The sequence below is a fragment of the Pseudescherichia sp. AS216 genome (genome assembly GCF_037152055.1).
GTDB lineage: Bacteria > Pseudomonadota > Gammaproteobacteria > Enterobacterales > Enterobacteriaceae > Pseudescherichia.
On the sequence record NZ_JBBCMV010000005.1, the window covers coordinates 174,585 to 197,588 of the forward strand.

Here is a 23,004-nt window from a genome sequence, read left to right on the forward strand (position 1 = left end):
GAATTAACCTAAACGTAATTTCTGTGCGGAGTGAACCGGCGCAGCCGACGGGCTGGCAGCCAGGTCGAGATCGCGGCTCTGCAGCAGCAGCACCTGCGCGGCGACATCGCCCAGCATGGCTTTATAGCCGCCGATAGAGCGAGCAAAAATGTTGTAGATCACAACGGCCGGAATAGCAGCCACCAGACCGATAGCCGTTGCCAGCAGCGCCTCGGCGATGCCGGGTGCCACGACAGCGAGGTTAGTGGTCTGCGTCTGGGCGATACCGATAAAGCTGTTCATGATGCCCCATACGGTACCAAACAGGCCGATAAACGGTGAGATGGCCCCAATGGTAGCGAGGAAGCCGTTACCGCGCCCCAGATGCCGGCCCACAGCGGCGACGCGACGCTCCAGACGGAAGCCGGTACGCTCTTTGATGCCTTCGTTATCTTCCGAGCCAGCGGAGAGCTCAAGCTCGTTCTGCGCTTCATTCAGCAGCAGCGTGCTCAGGCTGTTGGCGTGGAAACCGGCTGCGATTTCGCTTGCTTGATCCAGCGTGCGCGCTGCGCTTAACAGCTTCTGCTCGCGCTTAAGGCGGCGCTTATGTGAGAACATCTCCACGCTTTTGCTGAAGAAAATGGCCCAGGTAACTACGGACGCCAGAATCAAACCAATCATCACCAGCTTCACGACGATATCGGCATGGTGATACATACCCCAAACGGAGAGATCCGTCTGCATCAAATTATTACCCACTCTGTATCTCCGGACGCAAATCACAAAATCTTGGCGTAATAATATCAAAACAGCATCGAATTGATAGTAGTTCTCATTAGTATTTACATACTGGCCTAATTTTGACAAAGTTTCCTTGCGCTTACGCAGTAAAAAAGGCGGTAAAGGTAATTTTCAGAGTTTTCGATTCAACATCGTATTAAAAAAATTTCGCTCTCCCTGTGCTTACAGGGGCCAATTTACCTCCTGCCGTGGTAGTCTGGACATCCAGACGTATAAAAATCAGGGTAGCGTGAAGATGACAGCGAAGCACATTGATACCGCGCTGGTAAATGCCGGACGCAGTAAAAAATACACCCAGGGTTCAGTAAACAGCGTGATCCAGCGCGCCTCGTCGCTGGTCTTTGACACGGTGGAAGCCAAGAAGCAGGCAACGCGCGGTCGGGCCAAAGGCGAACTGTTCTACGGTCGCCGGGGAACGCTGACTCACTTCTCCCTGCAGGAAGCGATGTGTGAGCTCGAGGGTGGCGCAGGCTGCGCGCTCTTCCCCTGCGGCGCGGCCGCCGTGGCAAATACTCTCCTCGCCTTTGTTGAGCAGGGCGACCATGTCCTGATAACTAACACTGCCTATGAGCCAACGCAGGACTTCTGTACCAAAATTTTAGCGAAGCTCGGCGTTACGACCGGCTGGTTCGATCCGCTGATCGGTGCGGATATCGCTAATTTGATCCAGCCCAATACAAAAGTGGTGTTTCTCGAAGCGCCCGGCTCTATCACCATGGAAGTCCACGACGTTCCGGCGATTGTGGCGGCGGTCAGACGCGTGGCCCCAGAGGCGATCATCATGATCGACAATACCTGGGCGGCGGGCATCCTGTTTAAGGCGCTGGAGTTTGGAATCGATATCTCCATCCAGGCCGGAACCAAGTACCTGATTGGTCACTCGGATGCGATGGTTGGCACGGCGGTGTCCAATGCCCGCTGCTGGGATCAGCTGCGCGAGAATGCCTATCTGATGGGCCAGATGGTGGATGCGGACACCGCCTACATGACCAGCCGCGGCTTGCGCACTCTGGGCGTGCGCCTGCGTCAGCACCAGGAGAGCAGCCTGGCGATTGCCGAGTGGCTGGCGACGCATCCGCAGGTGGCGCAGGTGAACCACCCTGCCCTACCGGGCAGCAAGGGCCATGAGTACTGGAAGCGGGACTTTACCGGCAGCAGCGGTCTCTTCTCATTTGTGCTGAACAAACGCCTGAGCAACGACGAGCTGGCGGCCTATCTGGATAACTTCAGCCTGTTCAGCATGGCCTACTCCTGGGGCGGCTTTGAGTCACTGATCCTCGCTAACCAGCCGGAGCAGATTGCCGCCATCCGTCCTGAGGGAGAAGTTGACTTCACCGGGACGCTAATCCGCGTACATATTGGTTTAGAAAACGTTGACGATCTGATGGCTGATTTAGCGGCAGGATTCGAGCGTATCGTGTAAAGTGTATGAGGCTGGTACAAATTTAGACAAAACCAGTGGAATTGTCTGCATTTCTTGCGCTAACGATCAAGGTGCTGCGGGCATTTCAGGAGTACAATAAGCCTTAATTACGCGGTTCCACAGGAATGTCCATGGCTGTTATTCAAGAAATTATCGCTGCGCTCTGGCAACACGATTTCGCAGCGTTAGCTAATCCACATGTTGTTGGCGTTGTTTACCTGGTTATGTTTGCGACGCTGTTTTTGGAAAATGGACTGCTTCCTGCCTCATTCCTGCCCGGCGACAGCCTGCTGCTGCTGACCGGGGCGCTGATCGCCCGCGGCGTGATGGACTTTGTCCCGGCGCTGGTGATCCTGACCACTGCCGCCAGCCTTGGCTGCTGGCTGAGCTATATCCAGGGCCGCTGGCTCGGTAATACGCGGGTGGTTAAGGGCTGGCTGGCGCAGCTGCCGGCCAAGTATCACCAACGTGCCACCTGCATGTTTGACAGGCATGGCCTGCTGGCATTGCTGGCCGGGCGCTTCCTCGCCTTCGTGCGCACCCTGCTGCCGACCATGGCCGGTATCTCCGGGCTGTCAAACCGTCGTTTTCAGCTGTTTAACTGGCTGAGCGCCCTGCTGTGGGTAGGCGTGGTTACCGGCCTCGGCTATGCCCTGAGCATGATCCCCTTCGTGAAGCGTCATGAAGATCAGGTCATGACCTTCCTGATGATCCTGCCGGTATTCCTGCTGATCGCCGGGCTGCTGGGCACGCTGGTGGTGGTGATTAAGAAGAAATACTGCAACGCGTGATCTCTTCATTAGGGTAAAAGCCGGATGGCGCTGTGCTTATCCGGCCTGGATCGTCCTCATACCCCTCTAATCCTTGCTGCATCCTCTCCCGGCGTCACGCCAAAGTAGCGCTTGAACTCGCGACTGAACTGCGAAGGGCTTTCATAGCCAACGCGTATCGCCGCCGCACTGGCCTTCATACCGTCGTGGATCATTAGCATTCGCGCCCGATGCAGGCGGTAGGTCTTCAGATATTGCAGCGGCGAGGTGCTGGTCACCGATTTAAAGTTATGGTGAAACGCCGACACGCTCATGTTCGCTTCTGCGGCCAGTTGGTCCACGCTCAGGCTCTCGGTGTACTGGCTTTCGATACGTTTCAGCACCCGGCTGATGAGGCTAAAGTGGGTCTGGCGGCTTACCAGCGCCAGCAGCGCCCCGCCGCACGGCCCGGTCAGCACATGGTAGAGGATTTCACGCACGATCTGCTTACCCAAAATCCGCGCATCCAGCGGCCGGGCCATGACGTCCAGCAGCCGCTCGATGGCGCAAAGGATCTCCCCGGATAGCGTAGCCGAATTGATGCCGCTTGCCGCCATGGCCGGCTGAAAATGCTCATCCTCGCCGATGTCCATCAGCAGCTCCTGCAGCTGCAAAATATCTACGTTCAGACGGATCCCCGCCAGCGGCACCTCTGGCGTGGCGAAGGTTTCGCACTCAAAGGGCAGCGGCACGGTAAGCAGCAGATACTCATTGGTGTCGTAGCGAAAGACACGATCGTTGATATAGCCGATTTTATGCCCGGAAAAGAGGATCACGATGCCTGGCTGGTACATGACTGGCGTACGTGTCCCCGGCTGGGTGCCATAAAGCAGACGCACGTCGGGCAACAGAGCGCTGAGCCTGTTTTCATTACTTTTCAGCTGCTTAATTTGCTCCGTCAGCTGAAGGCAGATCGCTTCGCGGTTCATTTCATCCCACTCCACTCGCGTTTTTTATTGCGTCCAGTGTGCGCGCTTTTGTGCGTTTTCTCCAGTGGGCGGGAGAAATGGGCAAGACATCGGCAGGAATGTGCATTGAGAGCGCCGGACGCGCGGACCACAATAGTCTCCAGCAGGCAGCCCGCTGCCGTTTGTCTTTTCACCGATACAAGGGAAAGCGTCATGAATAACTTTAATCTGCATACCCCCACCCGCATCCTGTTTGGTAAAAACGCTATTGCCGATCTGCGCGACCAGATCCCGGCAGGTGCCCGCGTGCTGATCACCTACGGCGGCGGCAGCGTCAAAAAAACCGGCGTGCTGGATCAGGTCTATAGTGCACTGCACGGCCTCGACGTGCTGGAGTTTGGCGGCATTGAGCCGAACCCCTCTTACGAAACGCTGATGAAAGCGGTAGCCATTGCCCGGGCAGAGAAGATCACCTTCCTGCTGGCGGTCGGCGGCGGCTCGGTGCTGGACGGCACGAAATTTATCGCTGCCGCTGCGCACTACGCTGACGGCATCGATCCGTGGCACATTCTGCAAACTGGCGGTAGCGAAATCAAAAGCGCGATCCCGATGGGCTCCGTGCTGACCCTGCCGGCCACCGGCTCCGAATCTAACAAAGGCGCGGTCGTCTCCCGTAAAGCCACCGGCGACAAGCAGGCGTTCCACTCCCCGTTCGTCCAGCCGGTATTCGCCATTCTTGACCCGGTCTACACCTACACCCTGCCGCCGCGTCAGGTGGCAAACGGCGTGGTGGATGCCTTTGTCCATACCGTTGAGCAGTACGTGACCTATCCGGTCGATGGCAAAATTCAGGATCGCTTCGCGGAAGGTATTCTGCTGACGCTCATCGAGGATGGCCCGAAAGCGCTGCAGGAGCCGGAAAACTACAACGTACGCGCCAACGTGATGTGGGCGGCAACCCAGGCGCTGAACGGCCTGATTGGCGCAGGCGTACCGCAGGATTGGGCAACCCATATGCTGGGCCACGAGCTGACAGCGATGCACGGCCTGGATCACGCTCAAACGCTGGCGGTAGTCCTGCCCGCGCTGTGGAATGAAAAACGCGACGCCAAACGCGGCAAGCTGCTGCAGTACGCCGAGCGCGTGTGGAACATTACCGAAGGCAGCGATGACGAGCGCATTGACGCGGCCATTGCCGCCACGCGTAGCTTCTTCGAGCAGATGGGTGTCCCGACCCGCCTCTCTGGCTACGGCCTCGACGGTAGCTCTATCCCTGCACTGCTTGAGAAGCTGAACGAGCACGGCATGACCCAACTAGGCGAACATCAGGATATTACCCTCGACGTTAGCCGTCGCATCTACGAAGCCGCGCGTTAAAGGTTTTTTCTTCTAATACTTTCGTTTTTGGGCTTTTCGTCCAGACTTAAGTCACTCAACTCCACCTGGGCCAGCCCGGGTGGATTTCATATAAGGAGGAATGCATGGCAAATCCAACCGTGATTAAGCTTCAGGACGGCAACATCATGCCGCAGCTGGGCCTCGGCGTATGGAAAGCGGGCAATGAGGAGGTCATCTCCGCCATTCATAAGGCACTGGAGGTGGGTTATCGTTCGATTGATACCGCTGCAGCCTACAAAAATGAAGAGGGCGTCGGCAAGGCTATCGAAAGCGCCGGGATCCCGCGTAGCGATCTGTTTATCACCACGAAATTGTGGAATGACGATCAGACTCGTCCTCAGGAAGCGTTGCAGGCGAGCCTCGACAAGCTGAAGCTCGATCATGTTGATCTCTACCTGATGCACTGGCCAGTACCGGCTAGCGATCGTTACGTTGAAGCCTGGAAGGGGATGATCAAGCTCCAGGAGCAGGGGCTGGTGAAGAGCATCGGCGTCTGTAACTTCCAGATTAGCCACCTGCAGCGTCTGATCGATGAGACTGGCGTGACGCCGGTGATCAACCAGATCGAGCTGCATCCGCTGTTACAGCAGCGTCAGCTTCATGCCTGGAACGCCACTCACAAGATCCAGACCGAATCCTGGAGCCCGCTGGCCCAGGGCGGCGAAGGCGTCTTCGATCAGAAGATCATTCGCGAGCTGGCTGATAAGTATGGCAAAACCCCGGCGCAGATCGTGATCCGCTGGCACCTTGACCAGGGCCTGGTGGTGATCCCGAAATCGGTTACCCCGGCACGCATTGCGGAAAACTTCAAGGTGTGGGACTTCCGCCTCGATAAAGACGAACTGAGCGAAATCGCGAAGCTTGATCAAGGCAAACGCCTTGGTCCGGATCCGGATCAGTTCGGCGGCTAAGCGCCTCTGCAATCTTTCAACCCGGCCTGTGCGCCGGGTTTTTTATTGCCCATCGCCCTGCACAAGAAATATCCTGCAACAATTCCACTTCATTATTAGGTGTATTTCTTACCCGCCTCAATGCAGCATATTATCGATATAACCCATTGATTATTCATAAAATCTATTTCATTTTTATATTTCATCCGCACGATGAATAAGGATATAGCTGTGGCGGAAACAAAAACGTCGGGCGTCCGTTGGCTCCCGCTCATCATCATCGTTGCCGCTGCGGCGGCTCTCTGGCACCTGACACCTCCCTCTGGCTTGAGCGTAGCGGCCTGGCGCTCGGCTCTGATTTTTGTGGCAACCATTGCCGCCATTGTGGCAAAGGTGCTGCCGATTGGCGCAGTGGGCATTATCGGCATCACCGTCTTTGCACTGGCCTATGCCGCCGGGGACACCACCGCCAGCGGGGCCATTACCACGGCGCTCAGCGAACTGAATAGCTCGCTGATCTGGCTGATCGTCGTCGCCTTTATGATCGCCCGCGGTTTTATTAAAACCGGCCTCGGGCGGCGGATCGCGCTACAGATGATCCGCCTGCTGGGTAAACGTACCCTGGGGCTGGCCTACGGGCTGGCGTTTGCCGATCTGATCCTCTCCCCGGCAATGCCCAGCAATACCGCCCGCTGCGGAGGTGTCATCTACCCCATTGCCGACTCGCTGGCGCGCAGCTTTGGCTCTCGCCCGGATGACGAATCCCGCAGTAAAATCGGCACCTTTCTCATTACCTGTATCGGCAACGTCAACGACGTCACTGCCGCACTGTTCATGACCGGCTATACCGGCAACCTGCTGGCGGTGAAGCTGGCGGCTAACGCCGGTGTAACCTTGACGTGGGGAAGCTGGTTTATGGCTGCCCTGCTGCCCTGCCTGGTATCGCTACTGATCGTCCCACTGCTGGTCTACTGGCTTACCCGCCCGACGATCCGCCATACGCCTGATGCCCCAGCGCTGGCCCGTCAGGAGCTGGCGCAGATGGGCAGCATGTCACGCGGCGAGTGGCTGATGCTCGCTACGGTGGTGGTGCTGCTGATACTGTGGATTTTTGGCGATGCGCTCGGCATCGACCCGACAACGGCGTCGTTTGTTGGCCTCTCCATTCTGCTGCTCTCTGGCGTGCTGAGCTGGGAAGATGTGAAGAGCGAAAAAGGGGCATGGGATACGCTGATCTGGTTTGCAGCGCTATTGATGATGGCCAACCAGCTGAAAAAACTCGGGTTCACCACCTGGTTTGGTAATCTGATTGGCGATAGCCTTGCCAGCTCGCTGCACGGTACCAGCTGGGTGGTGGTTTTGCTCTTGCTGAACGCGGCCTACTTCTACACCCACTACTTTTTTGCCAGCGGCAACGCGCAGATTGCCGCGCTCTACGCAGTGTTTCTTGGCGTCGGGCTGCATCTGGGGATCCCGGCAGCGCCGTGCGCGCTGATGCTGGCGTTTACCAGCAGCCTCTACTGCTCCCTGACTCAGTACACCCACGCTCGCGGCCCGATCCTGTTCGGTGCGGGCTACGTGCCCACCGGGGTTTGGTGGCGCACGGGGTTTCTGGTCAGCCTCTTCAACCAGGCGGTCTTTATTAGCGTCGGACTCGCCTGGTGGAAGATGATTGGGCTGTATTAGCCTTTAGCGCCAGCCTTGCTGCGCACTTTATTGCCTGCCGGCGTCTGGCGCTGGTGGGCAATCGGCGTGTGCTTGGTGAGCGCCGGGCGTGTATGGCGGTTCTGGCGTTTTGCCTCACGCATCTCGTCCAGCGTCGGCGCGGGCACCAGGCAGTCGCGACGGCTACCGATCAGATGCTTTTTACCCATCTCTTCCAGCGCCTGGCGGATCAGCGGCCAGTTTTTCGGATCGTGATAGCGCAGCAGCGCTTTATGCAGGCGACGCTGTTTCTCGCCTTTCGGCACTACGACGTTCTCACTCTTGTAGCCAATTTTACCGAGTGGGTTCTTGCCGGTGTAATACATGGTCGTCGAGTTGGCCAGCGGCGACGGATAGAAGTTCTGCACCTGATCGAGGCGGAAGCGGTGCTTTTTGAGCCACAGGGCGAGGTTCACCATATCTTCATCACGCGTTCCTGGGTGCGCGGAGATAAAGTACGGGATCAGGTACTGCTCTTTACCGGCCTGCTTCGAGTAGGTATCAAACAGCTCTTTGAAGCGGTCGTAGCTGCCCATCCCCGGCTTCATCATCTTCGACAGCGGGCCTTCTTCAGTGTGCTCTGGCGCAATCTTCAGGTAGCCGCCCACGTGATGGGTCGCCAGCTCTTTGATATAGCGCGGATCTTCCACGGCGATATCGTAGCGCACGCCGGACGCGATAAGGATCTTCTTGATCCCCTTCAGATCGCGGGCGCGGCGGTAGAGGTTGATCGTCGGCTCATGGTTGGTATCCATATGCGGACAGATATCCGGGTGGACGCACGACAGGCGGCGACAGGTCTGCTCCGCACGCGGCGACTTGCAGCGCAGCATATACATGTTGGCGGTCGGGCCACCCAGATCGGAGATCACGCCGGTAAAGCCAGGCACGGTGTCACGAATCGCTTCGATCTCGTTGATGATCGACTCTTCAGAGCGGCTCTGGATAATGCGCCCTTCGTGCTCGGTGATGGAGCAGAAGGAGCAGCCGCCAAAGCAGCCGCGCATGATGTTGACCGAGAAACGGATCATCTCATAGGCGGGAATGCGGCTGGTGCCGTAGGCCGGATGCGGCACGCGCTTGTAGGGGAGCGCAAAGACGCTGTCCATCTCTTCGGTAGAGAGTGGGATCGCCGGCGGGTTGATCCAGATGTAGCGATCGCCGTGCTTCTGCATCAGCGCTCGCGCGCAGCCCGGGTTGGTTTCATGGTGCAGGATGCGCGAGGCGTGGGCATAGAGTACCTTGTCAGCCTTCACCTTCTCAAAGGAGGGCAGCAGAACGTAGATCTTTTCCCACGGTTTCGGACGCGGCGGCTGGATGACGACGGCTTTCGCTTCGGTCTTTTTGGGTTCGACAGGTTTGTTGTCGGCACACGGCAGATCGTCCCCGTAAGGATGGGGGATCGGATCAATCTTGCCTGGCATATCAATGATGCGGGAGTCTACCCCACTCCAGCCCGGCAGCGCCTCTTTGACCATAATCGCGGTGTTGCGCACGTCACGGATGCTGGCCACCGGCTCGCCCTGCGACAGACGATGGGCGACCTCAACCAGCGGACGTTCACCGTTGCCGAAGATCAGCATATCGGCTTTGGAATCCACCAGCACCGAGCGACGGACGGTATCTGACCAGTAGTCGTAGTGCGCGGTACGGCGCAGGCTGGCCTCAATGCCGCCAAGGATCACCGGCACATCTTTCCACGCCTCTTTACAGCGCTGGGTATAGGCCAGGGTGGCGCGATCCGGGCGCTTGCCCGCTACGTTATCCGGCGTATAGGCATCGTCATGGCGCAGCTTACGATCGGCGGTGTAGCGGTTGATCATCGAGTCCATGTTGCCCGCGGTAACGCCGAAGAACAGATTCGGTTTGCCGAGGCGCATAAAGTCCTCTTTGCTGTTCCAGTCCGGCTGGGCAATGATGCCGACCCGGAAGCCCTGAGCCTCCAGCATCCGTCCGCAGATCGCCATGCCGAAGCTCGGGTGATCAACATACGCATCTCCGGTAACCAGAATGATGTCGCAGCTATCCCAGCCAAGCTGATCCATCTCTTCTCGTGACATGGGCAAAAACGGCGCGGGGCCGAAACAGGCAGCCCAATACTGCGGCCATGAGAAGAGGTCGCGATCCGGCTGGATCAGGGAAATAGCGCTCATAATGCTTCCGAAGAAAAAATAAACAAAAGGGCGGGGATTATACGCTTGAACAGTGGGGAGAATGAAGAAGTTTCATGCAGACAGATTAACGCCCGGTGGCGCTGCGCTTACCGGGCCTACAGGTTTCAATAAGGTTAAGGAGCCGGGTTCACCAGCAGCTGGCCGATAGAGCCACGGTCTGACATCTCCAGGGTCTGGCTAAAGAACTGGAACGGGAAGTGCGGCCACGAAGGCTGGCCGTAGTAGACCAGCAGCTCAACCTGCCCATCCACCCAGACGGTATCCTTCATGCCCCGATCCTCCGGGAACGGCATCGCGCCGTTGACGTTGCGGATCAGGAAGCTGACGCCCTCAATATGGAACGACTGCGGCGTATCGGCGCGTACCGTCCAGCGCTCCCACGTCCCCTGCTGGGCGGTAATATCAATACGCTTGATATCCCACAGCTGGCCGTTGATCCCCGGATCGTCGCCGAGGGCAATATCGCGGCTGCGCACCGCTGCCCCGCTCATCAGATCCGTCGGCAGCAGCCGCAGCGGCAGCGTATCGGTTACCAGCGGCAGCAGCCCGGTAGGACGCAACGTCAGCACCAGGGTAGAGATCAGAATACTCGATGGCTCAAAGAAACCGCGGATGCGGTCAACGATGCTCGCCGCCTCGCCGCAGGTGATCGACACCTCGTCGCCATCGGTCATATTCACGAGAATTTCACGCCGCTCGCCGGGGGCCAGCGAGAGCTGTTTCACCGATACCGGCGCAGGCAGGAAGCCCTGGTCGCCGGAGATAACATGCAGTGCCCGGCCATCGCTCATCTGCAGCTGATAGCGGCGGGCGTTGGAGGCGTTCAGCAGGCGCAGGCGCACCCAGCCGCGTGACACCTCGACATAGGGGCTCTGCGCGCCGTTAACCAGCAGCGTATCACCAACAAAACCGCCGCTGCCCGGCTCGCTGTACTCCGGTGTGCCGAAGTTATCAAGCCGCTTGTCCTGAATAATAACGGGAAAGTCATCCACGCCGTAGTGATTAGGGATCGGCAGGGATTTACTCACCTCATCCTCAATCAGCCACATTCCCGCCAGGCCGTTATAGACCTGTTCAGCGGTACGGTTTGGCGTGTTGGCGTGATACCAGAGCGTTGCTGCGCTCTGGCGGATCGGCAGCACCGGTGCCCAGTCAGCGCTGGGAGACATCATCCGCGCCGGGCCACCAATCAGGGGGCCAGGAACCTGCAGGCCGCTGATGGTCATGGCGACGTTCTCTGCCAGCCGGTTGCTGTAGATCATCTTCACGTCATCGCCGCTCCAGACGCGAATAGTCGGCCCAAGATAGCGCCCGTTAATGCCCCACACCTGGGCGCGGGTACCCGGCGTAAAGGACCAGTGCGCCCGCTGCAGGGTCAGAAACAGCGGTTGCCCACGGCGAGATTCAACGAGCGGCGGTACAGGCAGCGGCTGCTGCTGTCCGGCAGCGTTGGCCCGCAGCGGAACCGCGCCTACACAAAGCGCAGCGCCGGAGGCCTGGATAAACTGACGCCGACTGAGTGACATATCTTGCTCCCTGTAAAACGGACTAAAGCGCGTAAAAAGGTACGGCTACATCTGGCGCTTGCCAGCGGCCTCGCGGGCGGCGACTTCGCTATCAAGTTCGGCAATCTTTTCCGCCATCAGTGCACGACAGTGGGTTGCCAGCTCGCGCACCTGATCTTTGCCAAACTGGCTGGTGTCCACCGGCGGCAGCATTTCGACGATCACAAGGCCGTTATTTAAACGGTTAAGGTTAATTTTATTGGAGGTGTTCGAAACACATACCGGAATAACAGGCACGCCAGCGGCGATAGCCGCATGGAATGCGCCGGTCTTAAACGGCAGCAGCCCGCGTCCGCGGCTGCGTGTACCCTCCGGGAACATCCAGATAGAGATATCGCGCTTTTGAATGTTTTTGACTACCTGAGCGATGGTTCCGTGCGCTTTGGCGCGGTTATCACGGTCGATCAGCAGGTTACCGGTCAGCCAGTAGAGTTGACCAAAAAACGGGACCCACAGCAGGCTTTTCTTGCCAACGGTGACGGTGCGCGGCTGCACAATGCTGGCTGCGGTGACCATATCGTAGTTGTTCTGATGGTTGCCGATGTAGATCGCATTGCCATACGTCGCCGCCTCCGGCGGCAGACGCAGCTCAACTTTTAAGCCCATAACCGGTGCCAGACGGCCAAACAGATGGCCAAAGGTGGCGACGTGTTTTGGATTCCGTGGGCTAAACAGGCAGTAGATACAGCCAAAGATACAGACCAGGATGCTGTAAATAACAATAATGATTGCACGTAAAATGAATAGCATAGCTACCTCGAAAGCCCGGACACCCGCCCATTATAGTGTAGCGGCTGACGGCGTACGGCTTTGTTCCATCGGGTCCGTGAAAAAGGTATTGTTAATCGTAACCTGCGATTTAACAATGACTTTACGGGAAATTTTATGGATAGCTCCCCCTTCGGCGCGAAGGGGGAGAAGCACACAGGAATTACTCTTCGCTGTCGCCAGGGGTTGCCCGACGCGGCGAGTCGATCTCGACCTTGTCGATACGCTGGAGTCCGCGCATCAGCGTCCCGCGACGGCCACGCTCGCCGTGCACCTTCTGCAACTCTTCCGGGCGCATTTTGATTTTGCGCTTGCCGGCGTGCAGGGTCAGCGTGCTCTGCGGCGGCAGGATAAAGAGGTGCGCCAGGCTATCCTCCCCCTTCGCCGCTTCGGCTGACGGAATGCTGATGATCTTATTCCCTTTACCTTTCGACAGCTGCGGCAGATCGCTAATCGGGAACATCAGCATGCGCCCGGCGGCGGTGATCGCCAGCAGCAGGTCGCTGTCGTCCACTATCTCCAGCGGCGGCAGCACATGCGCGTTTTCCGGCAGGGTGATCAGCGCCTTACCGGCCCGGTTGCGGGCAATCAGATCGTTGAAGGTGCAGACGAAGCCATAGCCCGCGTCAGAGGCCATCAGCAGCTTCTGCTCCTCACCGGCCATCACCATATGCTCAACGGTGGCACCCGGCGGCAGCGTCAGCTTGCCGGTCACCGGTTCGCCCTGCCCGCGCGCCGACGGCAGCGTCAGCGGATCGACGGCGTAGCTGCGCCCGGTGGTATCAATAAACACCACCGGCTGGTTGGTTTTGCCTTTTGCGGACGCTTTCCAGCTGTCGCCCGCTTTGTAGCTCAGGCCCTGGGCATCGATGTCATGGCCTTTGGCGCTGCGCACCCAGCCCATCTGCGACAGCACAATAGTCACCGGCTCGGACGGTAGCATGTCATGCTCGCTCATTGCCTTCGCCTCTTCACGCTCGTGCAGCGGCGAACGGCGATCGTCGCCGAACGCCTCGGCATCGGCCTGCAGCTCTTTCTTCAGCAGGGTGCTCATCTTGCGCTCGGAGGCCAGCGTGCTTTGCAGACGGTCGCGCTCTTTTTCCAGCTCGCTCTGCTCGCCACGGATTTTCATCTCTTCCAGCTTGGCGAGATGGCGCAGCTTAAGTTCGAGGATCGCTTCAGCCTGGGTTTCGCTAATGCCAAAACGCGACATCAGCACCGGCTTAGGTTCATCTTCACCACGGATGATCTCAATCACCTCGTCGATGTTGAGGAACGCCACCAGCAAACCTTCAAGGATATGCAGGCGCTTGAGCACCTTCTCCAGGCGATGGTTCAGGCGGCGGCGCACGGTATCGCGGCGGAACGCCAGCCACTCGGTGAGGATCTCCAGCAGATTTTTCACCGCCGGACGCCCGTCGAGGCCGATCATGTTCAGGTTGATGCGGTAGCTCTTCTCCAGATCGGTGGTGGCGAACAGATGGTTCATCACCTGATCCATATCTACCCGGTTGGAGCGCGGCACCACCACCAGACGGGTCGGGTTCTCGTGATCGGACTCGTCGCGCAGGTCGTCCACCATCGGCAGCTTTTTATTGCGCATCTGGGCCGCGATCTGCTCCAGCACCCGCGCCCCAGAAACCTGGTGCGGCAGGGCGGTAATCACCACCGCGCCGTCCTCTTTTTTCCACACCGCGCGCATGCGCACGGAGCCGCGACCGTTCTGGTAAATTTTACGGATCTCGGCCCGGGAGGTGATGATCTCCGCTTCGGTCGGGTAGTCCGGCCCCTGGACGATATCCAGCAGCTCATCGAGGGTGGTCTTGGGCTGGTCGATTAGCGTAATGGCCGCCTGGGCCACTTCGCGCAGGTTGTGCGGCGGAATGTCCGTCGCCATGCCAACGGCGATCCCGGTGGTGCCGTTCAGCAGAATGTTTGGCAGGCGGGCAGGCAGCATTTTCGGCTCCTGCATCGTGCCGTCAAAGTTAGGCACCCAATCGACCGTCCCCTGCCCCAGCTCACCCAGCAGCAGCTCGGCGTATTTAGAGAGGCGCGACTCGGTGTAACGCATCGCCGCGAAGGATTTCGGATCGTCCGGCGCGCCCCAGTTCCCCTGGCCGTCAACCAGCGGATAGCGATAGGAGAACGGCTGGGCCATCAGCACCATGGCTTCGTAGCAGGCGCTGTCGCCGTGGGGATGGTATTTACCCAGCACGTCGCCCACGGTACGGGCGGATTTTTTAAACTTTGCGCTGGCGCTGAGGCCCAGTTCAGACATGGCGTACACGATACGCCGCTGCACCGGCTTCAGGCCGTCGCCGATAAACGGCAGCGCACGGTCCATGATGACGTACATGGAGTAGTTTAGGTAGGCGTTTTCAGTGAATTCATGTAGCGCGAGGCGCTCTGCCATATCGCTCATTACGTGTGATTCCTCAGCGTTTGCACCCAATTATTCAGGGGCAATATTGCCGCAGATTTTACCTTATCTGCCCTCCTGAGTCACAAGAAAAAGGCCGGATAACCGGCCCTTCAGCGATTTACTTAGCGAGCTTGGTGATCTGCTTCACTTCAATCTCAAACTCGTTCCAGTCTTTGTCAACTTTACCCTGAATTTCAACCTGATCCTGCGGGGTCACGTTCTGGCCGTTCCAGCGTTTTTGATCGATTTCCACATTGACCGTACCGCTGGCATCGCGGAAGACATAGCGATCGTCAGAGAGGCGCTCGATAATGTTGCCCCGCAGCTTCACCCAGCTGTCATCTTTCAGATCTTTCGCCTTCGCCGCGGTGGTCGGGCTGACGCTGTTATCCACAAATCCGCCCGGCTGGGTCTGGTTTTGCGTCTGGGTTGGCGTAGCCGATGGCCCGCTGAAGCCCCCCTCGGCAGCGAAAACGGGGGCGGAGGCCATCATGGCGATGGCGGCAATAGCAGCTAATTTTTTCATCGTGTATCTCCTTTTTGTCTCGAGTCATGCTCCATTAAACAGGGTAGATCTTAACGAGTTCTTAAGCGGAAAATTTAAATTTTTTTACTGTACAGCCGTGGGTTACAGGAGGTTTACTGCCTAAAAGCAGGCTACGGCAAGGAGAGGCAGATGCGAATTTTACTGGTGGAAGATGACAAGCTGATAGGCGATGGCATCAAAGCCGGACTGGGTAAAATGGGCTTTACCGTTGACTGGTTTACCACAGGCGGCATAGGGAGAGAGGCGCTCTATCGCGCGCCTTACGATGCGGTGATCCTCGATCTGACCCTGCCCGAGGTCGACGGGCTGGCGATCCTGCGCGACTGGCGTCAGGCTGGTCGCAGCGAGCCGGTGCTGATCCTGACCGCACGCGACGCCCTCAACCAGCGCATTGAGGGATTACGCCTCGGGGCGGACGACTATCTGTGTAAACCCTTCGCTTTGATTGAAGTGGCGGCGCGACTTGAAGCGCTAATCCGCCGCAGCCATGGCCAGATCCACAGCGAGCTACGCCACGGTAACGTCACGCTCGATCCCACTCGTCTGGTGGCCCTCGTCGCTGGCGAAACGCTGATCCTCAAGCCAAAGGAGTTTGCCCTGCTGGAGCTGCTGATGCGCAATGCCGGGCGCGTGCTGCCGCGCAAAGCGATAGAGGAGAAGCTCTACAGCTGGGATGACGAGGTGTCGAGCAACGCCGTTGAGGTACATATCCATCATCTGCGCCGCAAGCTGGGCGCGGAGTTTATCCGCACCGTGCACGGCATTGGTTACACCCTGGACGGCGAATGAAACTGACGCAACGTTTAAGCCTGCGGGTTCGGCTCACCCTGCTTTTTTGCCTGCTGGCGTTAGCCGCCTGGCTGGTTGCAAGCGTGGCCGCGTGGCAGCAGACCACCCACAAGCTGGATAAGCTCTTCGATACCCAGCAGATGCTTTTTGCCAAACGCCTGCTGGCGATGGATCTCAACGAGGTCCCTGCTCCGCTGCGCCAGGTCTCCACGCCGGACAAGGTCAGACATGGTCATCTCGATGATGACGCGCTGGCTTTTGCTATCTACTCCCGCGACGGCAAACTGCTTCTGCACGATGGCGAAAACGGTCGGGATATACCCTATCACTATCGTCGGGACGGCTTCAGTAACGGGCAGCTCAAAGACGATAACGATGCCTGGCGTCTTCTCTGGCTCACTGCCCCTGACGGGAGATACCGCATTGCGGTGGGCCAGGAGTGGGAGTATCGCGAAGAGATGGCCATGGAGATCGTGACCTCCCAGCTTACCCCGTGGCTTGTGGCGCTGCCGCTGATGCTGCTGTGCCTGGTGGTGTTGCTCAGCCGCGAGCTGCATCCGCTGAAAAAACTGGCGCGGACGCTGCATCAGCGTGCACCAGATACCACCGACATGCTTCCCACTGAGGCGATCCCACCGGAGGTGCGGCCTCTGCTGGACGCGTTAAATAGCCTGTTTGCCCGTACCCAGCAGATGATGGCCCGCGAGCGGCGCTTTACCTCAGACGCAGCTCATGAGCTCCGCACCCCCCTTGCCGCGCTGAAGGTTCAGGCTGAAGTGGCACAGCTCTCATGGGACGATGCCGAGGGTCAGCAGCGTGCGCTGAGCCAGCTGCACTCCGGCATTGATCGCGCGACACGGCTGGTGGATCAGCTTCTTACCCTTTCGCGCCTCGACTCGCTCGATAATCTGGACGATGTCGAGCAGATCCCGCTGGCGGATCTCCTGCAATCGGCGGTAATGGATATTGATGCCTCGGCGCACCGGGCTGGCATTGCCATCCACCTTGGTATCCATGCGCCAGAGGTGACGCGCCCCGGCCAACCGCTGCTGCTCGGCCTGCTGGTGCGTAACCTGCTGGACAACGCGGTGCGTTACAGCCCGCGTGGCAGCCGGATTGACGTCACCCTGGAGCAGTGCTGTTTTACCGTACGCGATAACGGACCGGGTATTCCACCTCAGGCGCTACCGCGTCTCGGCGAGCGCTTTTACCGTCCGCCGGGACAGGAGGAGACGGGCAGCGGCCTGGGGCTGTCGATTGTGAAACGTATTGCCACGCTGCACAACATGACGGTGAAGGTAGACAATGCGGCAGACGGTGGCGCTATGATCCAGGTTAGCTGGTAGCTGGATTATTGCTGTGAGTGCAAAAGTCTTTGCACATTTTGCTTATTTTTCAATAGGGTCGTGACCGTTAGAATAGTCGGCAAATTCGTTTTCTAACGGGAAAAATAATGAGCAACATCTTAATTATCAACGGCGCTAAAAAATTCGGCCACTCTAACGGCCAGCTGAATGACACCATGACCGACGTGGCCGCCAGCTTCCTGCGCGACAGCGGTCACGACGTGAAAGTGGTTCGCACCGATGGCGACTACGACGTGAAAGAGGAAGTGCAGAACTTCCTGTGGGCCGACACCGTGATCTGGCAGATGCCGGGCTGGTGGATGGGTGCACCGTGGACGGTGAAAAAGTACATTGATGACGTCTTTACCGAAGGTCATGGCTCCCTGTACGCCAGCGATGGTCGTACCCGCTCCGACGATGCGAAAAAATATGGCTCTGGCGGCCTGATTCAGGGCAAAACCTACATGCTGTCGCTGACCTGGAACGCACCGCTACAGGCCTTCACCGATAAAGAGCAGTTCTTCCATGGCGTCGGCGTTGACGGCGTTTACCTGCCGTTCCACAAGGCAAATCAGTTCCTTGGAATGGACGCGCTGCCGACTTTTATCGCTAACGATGTGATTAAAATGCCGGACGTGCCTCGCTATACCGCAGAATATCGCAAGCATCTTGCGGAAATTTTTGCTTAACTGTTTGGCGGTACAAAGAAGGAGTTGACCATGTTGACAGTGATTGCAGAGATTCGCACCCGTCCGGGCCAGCATCATCGCCAGGCCGTGCTGGACGAGTTTGCGAAAATTATCCCCACCGTATTAGAGGAAGCGGGCTGCCACGGCTATGCGCCAATGGTAGATACCGCCGCTAACGTGAGCTTTCAGGCCACCAATCCGGACTCTATCGTGATGGTGGAGCAGTGGGAGACCGTTGCTCATCTTGAAGCGCACCTGCAAACCCCGCACATGAAAGCGTGGGGCGAGGCGGTTAAAAGCGACGTGTTAGAAACCCATATCCGAATTCTGGAGCAAGGGGTTTAATCAGGCGGGGGCCAGGCCCCCGCATGTTATACGACGTAGGCCCGGTAAGCACAGCGCCACCGGGCGTTTACCCCCCGTACCCGTTACCAGTAGAGCTTCCAGCTCTGGCTAAACCGCATCAGCGCCTCGACGTAGAAGTAATCTCCCCAGCTAGCACACTCATCCACGCCCTTGTTACTGGCGAGATGGTACACCGAGTGCTTCAGCAGCCCGTTGCCAGGTTCGTTAACCCCCATCAGATAGTGCTTATTTAGCGACGACATGATGTGCATCGCCCACTGCTGATAGCGGGCGCGATCGGGATCGCTCACCGGCAGCTGCTTCACCAGCTCCAGCAGGCCGCAGACGGCAATGGCGGCGGACGAGGAGTCCCGCAGCGCATCGCTGCCCACTAAGGCCAGATCCCAGTGGCAGACGCCATCTTCCGGCAAGCGGTTAAGGAAGTAGTTCGCCAGCCTTTTTGACAGCGCAACCATCGTTCTATCACCGGTGTAGAGGTAGCTCAGCAGGAAGCCGTAGATCCCCCACGCCTGCCCCCGCGACCAGCACGAATCATCGGCATAGCCCTGCTGGGTATTGCCGTAGCGCGGTGCACCGGTCTGCACGTCCATGTAATAGGTGTGAAAGGTCGACGCATCGTCGCGGATCAAATATGCCGCCGCCTGCTGAACGTGGGCCTGCGCCGCCTCGGCAAAGCGCGGATCGCCGGTCTGCTCGCTGGCCCAGTAGAGCAGCGGCAGGTTCATGTTGCAGTCGATGATCATCCTTCCCGCCTGCTGTGGATCGCTAAGATCGCCCCACGCCTGGATGATCTGCGCCTTTTGATGGAACCGCTCCAGCAGCGCCTCGGCTGCCTGAAGCGCAAAGCCGCGCGCGTCGCGGTTGCCGGTCAAGCGCCAGGCCGCCACGCAGGAGAGCGTATAGAGAAAACCGAGATCGTGGGTGTTGGTATCCTGCCGTCCGGCAATGCGTAGCCCAAAGGAGCGCACGTGCTTCTCCGCCAGCGCGCGATAGGACGCCTCGCCGCTCAGCTCCCACGCCAGCCACAGCTGGCCGGTCCAGAAGCTGGTGGTCCACTCCACGTTATCGGTGAGCGGGTAGTAGCCTTTGACGCAGGTTTCGGCTGGAAACTTTTCACCGAACTCCGTTAAATGACGGCTTATCAGTTCAAGAGTCTGACGGCGGGCGGTAATCAGCTCATCCTGAAAGGCGTGCTCATCCACCGGCACGGGAACCTCTCCCAGACGCTCCTCAACGATACGATTTAACATATTCCGGTCCTTCTTCTTGTGAATAAATGATCTACCCGGCGACGTTGACCGCAGGCGCACCGCGCCGCTTGCTCTGACAGGCCGACAGGGTAAAGGCAGAGATAAGGGTAAAGGTCAGGGCTATCGCGCCCATGATGATATAGGTCTGCTCAAAGCCGATTTTGTCGTAGAGGATCCCTGCCGGGGAGGAGACCACCACGTTGCCGACGTAGAGCATCGCCTGGTAACCCAGCAGGTACATGGTGGCGTTCACACGCTTATCGAAATGCTCAGCGATGTATTTAAAGACCGACACCAGCAGGAGGCAGATCTCCAGACCGTAGAGCGGCTTGAGCACGGAGATTAAGAGGTGGGAATCACACAGCCCGGAGATGATCAGCCGCGCGCCCACCACCAGCCCAACGATCAGCAGCCCGCGCTTGGCCCCGACGTAGTTCACAAACATTGGGATGATCATGTACATCACAAACTCCATCCCCGACTGCACGGTGCCCAGGTAGCCAAACACGGCGTTGCCCTGATGCACATCGTCAAAGAAGGTAACGAAGTAGCGGGAGAACTGCTGCTCGGCGATAAACATCATCCACGCTACGCCCGCCACATAGAGGCAGAAGGCCCAGAACTTGCGGTTTTTCAGCAAGGCATAGACGTCGGCGGGAACGATCTTCTCCTTCGCCAGCACCTCGCCCGCACGCTCGGTTCGCGTATCCACCTTCAGGCTAAACAGCACCACCAGCATCACGAGGGAGGCCACGCTGCCCATGATGAAGTTATAGGCCGGAGAGAGGTTAAACAGCAGACCAGAGAAGGAGGAAGCCACCGCCCAGCCCAGCGATCCCCACATGCGGATCTGGCCAAACTCCATGCCGTTCAGGCGGCTGTAGCGATCGGTATAGGATTCGCAGGCCGCCACGCCCGCGTACCAGGCAAAGCTTAAATAGATTGCGCCGACGACGATCCCCAGCAGCGTATTGGAGAGCAGCAGCGGCTGGTAGACGTAGATAAAGAACGGTGCCATCAGGGCTGACACGGCAACCACGAAGTAGAGCAGATATTTGCTCATGCCGATCTTATCCAGAATGTAGCCGTAGATCGGTTTCAGGATCACCGAGAAGATGCCGTTGACGGCAAACACCGTGCCGATCACCGTCCCGCTCAAGTTCGCTTTTTGCCCGAGCCAGATGGCCAGCAGCCCAATGCTGGCCGACCAGGTAAAGAAGTAGAGAAAGATAAAGGAGCTGATTTTGTAATATTCAGTCCGGTTGGTTTTAATTATTTTATCCATACTATCCTCGACGAAAGCATGTAGGGGTCAGAGTTTTTTATAACGTAATGACTAACGCCGTTGGGTGGCCAACGTGGCGCACCGTCAGCGTTTCGTTATCCAGAAGCACCTCGGGGAGAGAGGTCATATCGCTGTATGCTGGATCGCCCGCGATAGCCGCGCAGCAGAGCCAGTGACGCCCCGGCGTCAGGGTGGTGGTTAATACCGGGATCGCCGCACACTCGGCAAACATCACGCTGCTGTTGGGCGGCGTGATCACGCAGTCGCCGTGACGCGCAAGGCCGAACGAGAGATCGTAGATAGCGCTGCTGCCGTTCACGGCGTGCACCACGCAGCCGGAAGGCTGGCTCTGGTGTAGGGCTTTCATCACCGCGAAACCACCCTCGACGCTGTTCAGATGACGCGCGGTATCGATGCGGTGCAGGCGCAGATGGCCGTCGCCGCAGGGGATCAGCCAGGTAGCAACCTGCACGTCATGCCACGGCGACCAGCGCGAGAAGATGTAATCATCGTGAACGTGGATCTCGTCGCAGCCGCGGCGGCCCCGGTAGTACTCATCCCCCTCCGCCAGCAGCAGCATGCTGTCGCAGGCGGCGTGCTTGATCCCGTAGCGACCGCGCTCGATGGTGAAACCGAAGCGGCTGGAGTAGGCAAACTTGGTGTATTTCGCCTCGGTATTGACGTAGTTGTTCAGTTCAAGCTGGCCAGAGGCGAGCATGCAGACGTGTCGCGAGGCTTCACTGTGCATCAGGATCTGCCCGGCATGGGGAAGCGCCCGCCGCGCCGCCAGCGTCGGTAAAGGCTGCTCCTCCACCTGCCAGAACGGATGCGCTTCGGGGAGAGCGAGGATCAGGAACACCTTTAATGCCCAGTAGGGCGAGCCGGGAGAGTTGTAGTCTTCGCACATCGTGAGGTTCGGGTAGGCAAAGCCGAGGGTCAGAATGCCGTCCCGGTCAAAGACAGGCTGCGCCAGCCACCAGCGCAGGTGGCGAAGAACGATCCCTTTCACTATTCCCGGCGTAAATACGTCCAGTTCGGCAAAGGCCACCGCGCTCCAGAAGGCCACCATCGCAAAGCGGTAGGTCAGGCTGCGGCCAAAGGGCACCGACTCTCCCTCTGCCGCCGACATGTAGATAAAGTCCTGGGCGAACCGCTGCGCTCTCTCCCGCAGGATAGCAGCACGATGCGGATCGTCCTCGGCATTGAGCGTGGCGTAAATTAGCCCGTAAAAGTGAAACGCCATTGAGATGTAGTAATCCCTGGGCCGTCCCGGACCGTCGGAGTACCAGCCGTCGCCAAGATAGTAAGCCTCCATCATCGTAAAGCGCCGCTCTACCGCATCACGATCCCAGGGTAGACCGGCGCGTTTAAAGCCAAGCTGCACCATGATGGCAAAGTAGTTCCAGTTGCTGTCGGGCATTTCAGCGTCGGTAATTTGGTTGAGCCAGGCGTGGAGGTTCGCCTGCTCGCGCGGGGTAAAGCAGGCCAGCAGGCGATCCCGCATCAGCGCCAGGCCTAAGCCATAGGCCGCCATCTCCACTAGCCGCTGGTCGTAAGGCCCGGTCTTGCCCCAGTAGCCTGGGCTGTGCGGGTCGGTCCCCTGCTTGATGGCGGCGATGTATTTACCGCTGAGCGGCGTCTCCTCTCCGCCCGCCAGCAGTGGAAACAGGCCCCACAGCGCGCGCGACAACCCTTCCATGTTGGCGATTTCAACGCTGTAGTGGGCGCAGGTGCTGCCTAATGCGAAGCGTGACTGCCCCTCGGGAAACTGTTTATCCAGCGCGCTCAGCATGTCCGTTACCAGCTCAACCATATGCTGTCGGGACGACAATACATTTGATGTTTCCATTTCCGCATCAGCCTCTTAACAAAGTGGCTCAAGGATAGTGAA

The 23,004-nt window shown here is 58.4% G+C and carries 19 protein-coding genes; 9 read left to right on the forward strand and 10 right to left on the reverse strand.

Features of this window, described 5'->3' with window-relative positions; translation table 11 throughout:
• Positions 1-3: 3 nt before the first annotated feature.
• Positions 4-738, reverse strand: coding sequence for a tol-pal system-associated acyl-CoA thioesterase (gene exbB, locus WFN61_RS15780; protein WP_222889563.1), 735 nt, complete (start codon positions 736-738; stop codon positions 4-6).
• A gap of 277 nt (positions 739-1,015) precedes the next feature.
• On the opposite strand from exbB, the gene metC reads away from it, so the two are divergent.
• Both metC and yghB read left to right on the forward strand, forming a co-directional pair.
• The gene (metC, locus tag WFN61_RS15785) at positions 1,016-2,203 is read left to right on the forward strand and encodes a cystathionine beta-lyase (RefSeq protein WP_312282452.1); all 1,188 of its coding nucleotides are present in this window, start codon (positions 1,016-1,018) and stop codon (positions 2,201-2,203) included.
• A 131-nt stretch (positions 2,204-2,334) separates the two neighbouring features.
• Positions 2,335-2,994 (forward strand): DedA family general envelope maintenance protein YghB, encoded by a 660-nt coding sequence (gene yghB / locus WFN61_RS15790; RefSeq protein WP_312632704.1) that lies wholly within the window; start codon positions 2,335-2,337, stop codon positions 2,992-2,994.
• A gap of 56 nt (positions 2,995-3,050) precedes the next feature.
• On the opposite strand, the gene WFN61_RS15795 is transcribed toward yghB, so the two are convergent.
• Positions 3,051-3,941 carry an AraC family transcriptional regulator gene (locus tag WFN61_RS15795; RefSeq protein ID WP_144817600.1) on the reverse strand — a complete coding sequence of 297 codons (891 nt, stop codon included), beginning with the start codon at positions 3,939-3,941 and terminating at the stop codon, positions 3,051-3,053.
• 192 nt (positions 3,942-4,133) lie between these two features.
• Between WFN61_RS15795 and yqhD the strand changes: the two genes are divergently transcribed.
• The 3 genes from yqhD (at position 4,134) to WFN61_RS15810 (ending at position 7,894) form a co-directional block, all read left to right on the forward strand.
• Positions 4,134-5,297, forward strand: a complete 1,164-nt coding sequence (gene yqhD / locus WFN61_RS15800; RefSeq protein ID WP_312632703.1) for an alcohol dehydrogenase — start codon at positions 4,134-4,136, stop codon at positions 5,295-5,297.
• A 104-nt stretch (positions 5,298-5,401) separates the two neighbouring features.
• Positions 5,402-6,229 (forward strand): 2,5-didehydrogluconate reductase DkgA, encoded by an 828-nt coding sequence (dkgA, locus tag WFN61_RS15805; protein ID WP_257759003.1) that lies wholly within the window; start codon positions 5,402-5,404, stop codon positions 6,227-6,229.
• A 192-nt stretch (positions 6,230-6,421) separates the two neighbouring features.
• Positions 6,422-7,894, forward strand: coding sequence for a DASS family sodium-coupled anion symporter (locus WFN61_RS15810; protein WP_337038922.1), 1,473 nt, complete (start codon positions 6,422-6,424; stop codon positions 7,892-7,894).
• Here the strand turns inward: WFN61_RS15810 and WFN61_RS15815 are convergent.
• The 5 genes from WFN61_RS15815 to WFN61_RS15835 all read right to left on the reverse strand — a co-directional run bounded on the left by WFN61_RS15815 (position 7,891) and on the right by WFN61_RS15835 (position 15,367).
• Positions 7,891-10,065, reverse strand: coding sequence for a YgiQ family radical SAM protein (locus tag WFN61_RS15815; protein WP_337038923.1), 2,175 nt, complete (start codon positions 10,063-10,065; stop codon positions 7,891-7,893). The genes WFN61_RS15810 and WFN61_RS15815 overlap by 4 nt on opposite strands.
• A 134-nt stretch (positions 10,066-10,199) precedes the next feature.
• On the reverse strand, positions 10,200-11,612 hold the full coding sequence (gene ftsP, locus WFN61_RS15820; protein WP_312235685.1) for a cell division protein FtsP: 1,413 nt from the start codon (positions 11,610-11,612) through the stop codon (positions 10,200-10,202).
• A 45-nt stretch (positions 11,613-11,657) separates the two neighbouring features.
• Positions 11,658-12,401, reverse strand: a complete 744-nt coding sequence (locus tag WFN61_RS15825; protein WP_312632699.1) for a 1-acylglycerol-3-phosphate O-acyltransferase — start codon at positions 12,399-12,401, stop codon at positions 11,658-11,660.
• Between the two features lie 181 nt (positions 12,402-12,582).
• Positions 12,583-14,841 (reverse strand): DNA topoisomerase IV subunit A, encoded by a 2,259-nt coding sequence (parC, locus tag WFN61_RS15830; RefSeq protein WP_144817592.1) that lies wholly within the window; start codon positions 14,839-14,841, stop codon positions 12,583-12,585.
• 118 nt (positions 14,842-14,959) lie between these two features.
• Positions 14,960-15,367, reverse strand: coding sequence for a YgiW/YdeI family stress tolerance OB fold protein (locus WFN61_RS15835; RefSeq protein ID WP_337038924.1), 408 nt, complete (start codon positions 15,365-15,367; stop codon positions 14,960-14,962).
• A gap of 150 nt (positions 15,368-15,517) precedes the next feature.
• Between WFN61_RS15835 and qseB the strand changes: the two genes are divergently transcribed.
• The 4 genes from qseB (at position 15,518) to WFN61_RS15855 (ending at position 18,557) form a co-directional block, all read left to right on the forward strand.
• Positions 15,518-16,177: a quorum sensing response regulator transcription factor QseB gene (gene qseB / locus WFN61_RS15840; protein WP_337038925.1), complete on the forward strand. Its 660-nt coding sequence runs from the start codon at positions 15,518-15,520 to the stop codon at positions 16,175-16,177.
• Positions 16,174-17,523, forward strand: coding sequence for a quorum sensing histidine kinase QseC (gene qseC, locus WFN61_RS15845; protein ID WP_144817589.1), 1,350 nt, complete (start codon positions 16,174-16,176; stop codon positions 17,521-17,523). Before qseB ends, qseC begins: the two co-directional genes overlap by 4 nt.
• Before the next feature lie 107 nt (positions 17,524-17,630).
• A complete protein-coding gene (locus WFN61_RS15850; protein WP_042390338.1) occupies positions 17,631-18,212 on the forward strand; it encodes an NAD(P)H-dependent oxidoreductase in 582 nt (193 codons plus the stop codon).
• A 30-nt stretch (positions 18,213-18,242) separates the two neighbouring features.
• Positions 18,243-18,557 (forward strand): putative quinol monooxygenase, encoded by a 315-nt coding sequence (locus tag WFN61_RS15855; RefSeq protein WP_042390335.1) that lies wholly within the window; start codon positions 18,243-18,245, stop codon positions 18,555-18,557.
• Positions 18,558-18,640: 83 nt separating this feature from the next.
• On the opposite strand, the gene WFN61_RS15860 is transcribed toward WFN61_RS15855, so the two are convergent.
• From WFN61_RS15860 to WFN61_RS15870, 3 genes are read right to left on the reverse strand one after another with little or no spacing between them, the layout of a single operon-like run.
• Complete coding sequence (locus WFN61_RS15860; protein WP_312177675.1) at positions 18,641-19,828, reverse strand: glycoside hydrolase family 88 protein; 1,188 nt, start codon at positions 19,826-19,828, stop codon at positions 18,641-18,643.
• A gap of 31 nt (positions 19,829-19,859) precedes the next feature.
• Entirely contained in the window at positions 19,860-21,113 is a 1,254-nt protein-coding gene (locus tag WFN61_RS15865) for an oligosaccharide MFS transporter (RefSeq protein ID WP_042390331.1), read from the reverse strand.
• A 37-nt stretch (positions 21,114-21,150) separates the two neighbouring features.
• Positions 21,151-22,962 (reverse strand): DUF2264 domain-containing protein, encoded by a 1,812-nt coding sequence (locus WFN61_RS15870; RefSeq protein ID WP_337038926.1) that lies wholly within the window; start codon positions 22,960-22,962, stop codon positions 21,151-21,153.
• Positions 22,963-23,004: the final 42 nt, after the last annotated feature.

Bases quoted from the DNA above. Each gene is read 5' to 3' on its own strand.
- WFN61_RS15835 (WP_337038924.1), bottom strand. From the start codon at position 15,367: ATGAAAAAATTAGCTGCTATTGCCGCCATCGCCATGATGGCCTCCGCC.
- WFN61_RS15870 (WP_337038926.1), bottom strand. From the start codon at position 22,962: ATGGAAACATCAAATGTATTGTCGTCCCGACAGCATATGGTTGAGCTG.
- WFN61_RS15850 (WP_042390338.1), top strand. From the start codon at position 17,631: ATGAGCAACATCTTAATTATCAACGGCGCTAAAAAATTCGGCCACTCT.
- WFN61_RS15855 (WP_042390335.1), top strand. From the start codon at position 18,243: ATGTTGACAGTGATTGCAGAGATTCGCACCCGTCCGGGCCAGCATCAT.
- yghB (WP_312632704.1), top strand. From the start codon at position 2,335: ATGGCTGTTATTCAAGAAATTATCGCTGCGCTCTGGCAACACGATTTC.
- qseB (WP_337038925.1), top strand. From the start codon at position 15,518: ATGCGAATTTTACTGGTGGAAGATGACAAGCTGATAGGCGATGGCATC.
- WFN61_RS15825 (WP_312632699.1), bottom strand. From the start codon at position 12,401: ATGCTATTCATTTTACGTGCAATCATTATTGTTATTTACAGCATCCTG.
- WFN61_RS15865 (WP_042390331.1), bottom strand. From the start codon at position 21,113: ATGGATAAAATAATTAAAACCAACCGGACTGAATATTACAAAATCAGC.
- WFN61_RS15810 (WP_337038922.1), top strand. From the start codon at position 6,422: ATGAATAAGGATATAGCTGTGGCGGAAACAAAAACGTCGGGCGTCCGT.
- WFN61_RS15815 (WP_337038923.1), bottom strand. From the start codon at position 10,065: ATGAGCGCTATTTCCCTGATCCAGCCGGATCGCGACCTCTTCTCATGG.
- parC (WP_144817592.1), bottom strand. From the start codon at position 14,841: ATGAGCGATATGGCAGAGCGCCTCGCGCTACATGAATTCACTGAAAAC.
- qseC (WP_144817589.1), top strand. From the start codon at position 16,174: ATGAAACTGACGCAACGTTTAAGCCTGCGGGTTCGGCTCACCCTGCTT.
- dkgA (WP_257759003.1), top strand. From the start codon at position 5,402: ATGGCAAATCCAACCGTGATTAAGCTTCAGGACGGCAACATCATGCCG.
- yqhD (WP_312632703.1), top strand. From the start codon at position 4,134: ATGAATAACTTTAATCTGCATACCCCCACCCGCATCCTGTTTGGTAAA.
- WFN61_RS15860 (WP_312177675.1), bottom strand. From the start codon at position 19,828: ATGTTAAATCGTATCGTTGAGGAGCGTCTGGGAGAGGTTCCCGTGCCG.
- ftsP (WP_312235685.1), bottom strand. From the start codon at position 11,612: ATGTCACTCAGTCGGCGTCAGTTTATCCAGGCCTCCGGCGCTGCGCTT.
- metC (WP_312282452.1), top strand. From the start codon at position 1,016: ATGACAGCGAAGCACATTGATACCGCGCTGGTAAATGCCGGACGCAGT.
- WFN61_RS15795 (WP_144817600.1), bottom strand. From the start codon at position 3,941: ATGAACCGCGAAGCGATCTGCCTTCAGCTGACGGAGCAAATTAAGCAG.